This window comes from Metabacillus fastidiosus NBRC 101226 (assembly GCF_001591625.1).
GTDB classification, from domain to species: domain Bacteria; phylum Bacillota; class Bacilli; order Bacillales; family Bacillaceae; genus Metabacillus; species Metabacillus fastidiosus.
Genome location: NZ_BCVG01000169.1, coordinates 1 through 5235, shown reverse-complemented (window position 1 = coordinate 5235; position 5235 = coordinate 1). Strand labels below are relative to the sequence as shown.

Sequence of the window (5235 nt, the reverse complement as noted above, 5' to 3'; positions counted from 1 at the left end):
TCAAGCTATTTACTTTCTTTCAAATGAAAATAATGTAAAACAACAGCCAGTTAAAACAAACAAAACTTCTTTTAATATCTCTGATGCAGTTCTACATGCTTATAAACGCTAAACTTCCCCCTCAATCTTCATAAATCCCATATAAAATAAGCTACCGTAACTAACCTAAAATTTCCTTAAAACAAACACACTATCACAACATCATCTTACACAAAAAAACTCCGAGATCGGAGCAAGCATTAAAATATCGATTATGTTATCTAAAATCCTATCTCATCAATAAATTATCTAAATAACCCTAATATTCAAATGAACATTTGAATGATCGTGAACAAGGGGATGATAAAATGATTACTTATAGTGATACTGCTTTTGTAAAAGCTCCAGCTTCTGAAATTATTAACTGGTTTTTAGAAATGGATGAAGAACAGTATATGAATTGGCATAAGGATCACAAAGCATTTCGACTAGTTAATGAAACAAAAGGGGTAGGTCGAACTTGTTATTCTGAGGAGTATTTAGGGTCATTTTTATTGAAAGCTACATATAAACTTACAGTGCTTTTTGAGAATCGTTTCCTTATTTTTGAACTTGGGTTTCCTTTTTCTTTATTAAAAGGAACGTGTCATTTTAAGCTTGAGGAACAAGCGGATGGAACAGTAATGACAGCTCTTATAACATTAGGAGGTAAGTTTGATTTGTTTGACCCTTTCATTCAAAAGATAATGAATAAATTCTTATTTAAAGATGAATCTCTCTTATCCCACACGAAGGAAGAAAGGGAATATATTAATGAACTATTTGCTGAAAGGAATACCAATTCAATAAATAGTTAAAAGGATCTTTAAAAGTTGTTATGAAGATTATTAAATGTATATAAAAAACCGATTCTCTTTTCATACTTGAGAATCGGTTTTTGGATCACTTTGATAAAATTGCGAATATGAACTTACTATCATCATTCTTATTTATTTCCTCTTATTTTTTTCATCATATAAGCATACTCTGGATGTGCATTTCCGTGTAATTCAACTGCTTCTGCTAATAACTTTACAAATTTTTTCATTAAGGATTTCCCCTTCCGGTTATGTTATGTCTTTATTATCGTATATTAAGAGCTTTTATACAAAGTCAATGAAAACGAGAACATTTGTCATGTAAACGAAAACATAAATAATGAAAGCGGACATTATATACCTTTTTCTTATTATTTCATCGTTTCTCTAGCTTTTTCATGGTTATTCGTTGTATTAATGAAAAAGTAATGAAAGAAAGTATGGAGTTAGGCCGATTTAAAGGTATTTTATTTGATTTAGGCATAGAAGTATCTACTCATAAAATGACAGGCTTAGTTCTATATTTAGTAGAACTAAGCCTGTCTAAATCAGCATTAAGTTTTAAAAAAAGCCTGTTATTTAGTAAATTCCAGTTTGAATTCTCCATCATAAGGTACATGCTCAACAGTTATAGTTATATCTTTACCGTCTTTATCTTTGCCAGTTCTTTTATATGTGAATTTATTTTCATTAAGCTCTGTAAGTTCAAGTGCTGCGCCGTACTTATTCTCCCCCTGTGAAACATGGGCTCTTATTTTATTTCCATGCACTACATCAAAATAGCCGTAATCGCCGCGGCTTTCACCTGTTTTAGCATCAAAAAATTCATATTTATTTGTCTTATCATCATATTTTGCAAGACCTAAATAATTTGCATTATAGCTTGATACATCGTTGCCGTTTTCATCTAATGCTGCTGTTCCTTGCCATAGTGTGCTAGATAAAATTTTATCTCCATCCACATCTGTAACTATTTCCCCTGTAGAAGTTTCTAAAGTTTTATCTGGATCAGTAAAGGAAAGCTCTGTTTCTTTATAAGGAATATGTTCAACGAATACCTCTACGTCATTTCCGTTAGCATCTTTACCCATTCTTTTATACGTGAAAATATCTTTATTTAGTTCTGTTATTTCAACAACAGCTTGGTAACCCATTGATTCGGAAATCAATACTCTAATCTTTCCGTCATTAGTTATAAAGAAAGTACCTTTATCGTTACGGCTTTCTTTCGTTGTTTTATCAAAAAATTCGTATCTTGCTGTTTCATCGTCGTATTTTGCAAGGCCGATAAAGTTTGCATTCTCTTTTGTTAAGTCATTATTATCTTTATCATAAACTTTCGTACCTTGCCAATTAGTACTGCTAAGAATATTAGCAAGTTCTTGTCCAGCCGTTAATTTATTTTCTTTTTTGCTCTCTTTAGCAGCAGTCTGTTCTTGCTTCTCTTCATTTTGATTGTTCTGTGTGTTTGTATTACATCCTGTTGCTACTAATGTTAATCCCAGTAGTATGGATGATAATAATTTTGTTTTTTTGTTCATTTTGTTTTCTCCTTATTTTATGTTTAGGGGTAATTTATCATAGTGATACTGTTTTGCTTTATTCATTGGAAGCTTACAAGGACCTTATTATTTGGCACCTGCTTTTAACAAAATTTGTTCAATCTCTTTAAAATCTTTCTCACGTGCATGCTGTAAAGGGGTCATATTATTACTATCAGGAATGTTCACATCTGCCCCGTGATCTATTAGCAATTGCACTGTTTGCTGCTGTTTTTCGTTACCGTCATTCAAAATAATAGCTTCTAGTAAAGCTGTCCAACCGAGATCATTTACATGATTAATATCAATGTCTGTATTGGTAACCAGCTCTTTAATAACATCCACGTATCCATGTTCTGAAGCAGGGATTAAAGCAGTTCCTCCGTACCGGTTAGTAATAGATGGGTCGGCACCTGCTTCAATCGTAAGTTTTAAAATATCTAGATAACCTTCTGCCCCGGCGTATAAGAATGGGCTATTTTCCATATTATCTTGGATATTGACGTCTGCCCCTGAACTAATCAGGAGTTTTGCAGATTCTACATCATTGTTATAAGTGGCAATCATAACGGCAGTGCGCCCTTCTGAATCCTGTGTATTAACATTGACGCCGTCCTTAATTAACTTTTTTATTGTCTCTGTTTTTTTGTGTTCTACAGCTTGAATCAGTTGTTCGTTCCTGCTTCTGTCTGCCTTTACCTCTTTTTCCTGTTTATTTAGATTTGGATTATTATCTGAGGTACATCCTTGAAGAATAAAAATACATCCAGTGACTATTGTTAGCCACTTCCACATGAAATACACCTGCCTATCATTATTAATTATTTTGTTGCCAAACCGTAAATCAAAAAGTCTAGCTACAACTTTTTTACCGATTGCTTCCCTTAAATAATTTTTTTATTGAACTAGTTATTACTTCAATTATGTTAGTATTTAAATCTAAACTCCCTCTAAATAAATTCTTAAAAAAGTATAAATTTATTAATAAAACATCTTAATGTTTATGAAAAGGTCACCTTTTGTAATATTAAAGTTCGAGAAAATAGAATTATTAGTAATCGAAATCTATCAATTATATTTTTCTGACTAAGATTTTTTTGAGGGATTTCATTTTATCTTTTGAAAACTTTGAGTTACGATAATTACAGCTGAATTTTAAATGGAGGAAATGTATAAGATGAATAAAAAAGGTTTTCCTAAAGATGCAATGCGTGTACTAAAAGAGACAAGTCGTACTTTTTATATTCCAATTACATTTTTACAAAAGGACTTAAAACATACAGTGGCATCAGCCTATTTAATATGTAGGGCGATTGATGAAATTGAAGATCATGAAGAACTGGCCAATGATTTAAAGTACACTATCTTAATGGAAGTAAGCGAATTATTCAAAAAACCATTTAATGAAGAAGAATATTTACAGATTCTTGGACCAATAAAAGATAAGATGCCTGAAGTTACGCTTCGCTTAGGGGACTGGCTGCAAACTTGTCCAAAGGATACCTTACCATGCATTATGAACGCTGCTAGTGAAATGTCATTCGGCATGGCGAAATGGGCAAAAGCAAACTGGCAAATCCATACACGGGAAGATCTAGATGACTATACATATTATGTAGCGGGGCTTGTCGGGGTAATGCTTTCAGAACTATGGGAGTGGGAGACTGGGGTAAAACCAGACCGTGATCTTGCTATTGGTTATGGACGTGGGCTTCAAGCGGTGAACATTTTGCGAAATGAACAGGAAGATTTAGTGGAGCGCGGTGTAAGCTTTGTACCGGATGGCTGGACTCGTGCGGATCTTTTTGAATATGCTGAAGAAAATTTAGCAAAAGCAGACGAATATATGAAATCAATCAATAATCGAAGCATTTTATTGTTCTGCCGCCTACCACTTGCTCTAGCCCATAAAACGTTAAAAGCAATGCAAAAAGGCTATGAAAAAATGACACGTGCAGAAGTAGAGCAAACAATAAAAGAAATTCAAGTGGATTAATATAAGAAAAATAAGATTAGGATTCGACCGAGATTGTATAGTTCTTATTACCGATTGATCTATATATAAATTTTATTGGTGAGGGAAAATAAAATAATTAAATAGAAGTGCTTGTGAAGAATTGTATTGACAGTAACGAGTGTTTCATTCAATAGAAAGCTAAAAGGATCTTTGAGAGGAGATCTTTTTTTGCTGCTTAAAATATGCTCAATGTTAACTAAATAGATGAAAGGCTTATTGAGAAACTTTGATTTTTTTCTCAACTAACAAAGCAATGTTTTCAAAAATCGGATATTTGAAACATATCGAATTAAGAATTGGTCTATAAAATTAAAAAGGGGATCGATCATGAAATTAAGGCATTTTACTATCTTGTTTTTCGTTATATTAATACTTTCTGCTTGTAACAATAGTATAGATCAGAAAGAAGATTTAGGAGAAATTTATAGTATTGCATTGAATTCCATAATGGAACAGGACAAAGAATTAGATAACGGAATGAAATTTATAGCTATTGATATGAGTAATTTTAATGAATTGGATGAACAGGATAAAAAAGAAATTTTAAATTTTTTTAAAGAAAAATATAAAATTGAGGTAATGGATGCCACTTTTGAAGAACTTAAAGAAAAAGGTTTTTACAACTCGGACACAATGTCTTTGGATGGTATACTTCTTAGCCTTGAAAAAGTCGAGTTCAAGTTTAATAATAATGTCTTTTTTGAGGGTTCCAAATATAGTTCAGCCTTAGGGACGGTTGGGGTAGAAGTTATGGTTCATTATAAAGACGATAATTGGAAGGTTAAAGAAGCCAAAATGACTTGGGTTAGTTAATTTTTATCCCAGCCTTAACGGGCAGTAA

General features: G+C 32.3%; 5 protein-coding genes. 3 read left to right on the top strand and 2 right to left on the bottom strand.

Going from position 1 to position 5235, the window contains the following annotated elements:
* Nucleotides 1-347 precede the first annotated feature (347 nt).
* The gene (locus BFA01S_RS20750; RefSeq protein ID WP_066235428.1) at nt 348-836 is read left to right on the top strand and encodes a hypothetical protein; all 489 of its coding nucleotides are present in this window, start codon (nt 348-350) and stop codon (nt 834-836) included.
* Between the two features lie 575 nt (nt 837-1411).
* Here the strand turns inward: BFA01S_RS20750 and BFA01S_RS20745 are convergent.
* Both BFA01S_RS20745 and BFA01S_RS20740 read right to left on the bottom strand, forming a co-directional pair.
* Complete coding sequence (locus BFA01S_RS20745; RefSeq protein ID WP_066235426.1) at nt 1412-2377, bottom strand: DUF4822 domain-containing protein; 966 nt, start codon at nt 2375-2377, stop codon at nt 1412-1414.
* A gap of 87 nt (nt 2378-2464) precedes the next feature.
* Entirely contained in the window at nt 2465-3172 is a 708-nt protein-coding gene (locus tag BFA01S_RS20740; protein ID WP_066235424.1) for an ankyrin repeat domain-containing protein, read from the bottom strand.
* Nucleotides 3173-3554: 382 nt separating this feature from the next.
* Here BFA01S_RS20740 and BFA01S_RS20735 point away from each other — a divergent pair, with 382 nt between their 5' ends.
* Together BFA01S_RS20735 and BFA01S_RS20730 are read left to right on the top strand one after the other, a co-directional pair.
* Nucleotides 3555-4373: a squalene/phytoene synthase family protein gene (locus BFA01S_RS20735; RefSeq protein WP_066235421.1), complete on the top strand. Its 819-nt coding sequence runs from the start codon at nt 3555-3557 to the stop codon at nt 4371-4373.
* Between the two features lie 348 nt (nt 4374-4721).
* Nucleotides 4722-5207 (top strand): peptide ABC transporter substrate-binding protein, encoded by a 486-nt coding sequence (locus BFA01S_RS20730; protein ID WP_066235419.1) that lies wholly within the window; start codon nt 4722-4724, stop codon nt 5205-5207.
* The last annotated feature ends 28 nt before the right edge of the window (nt 5208-5235 follow it).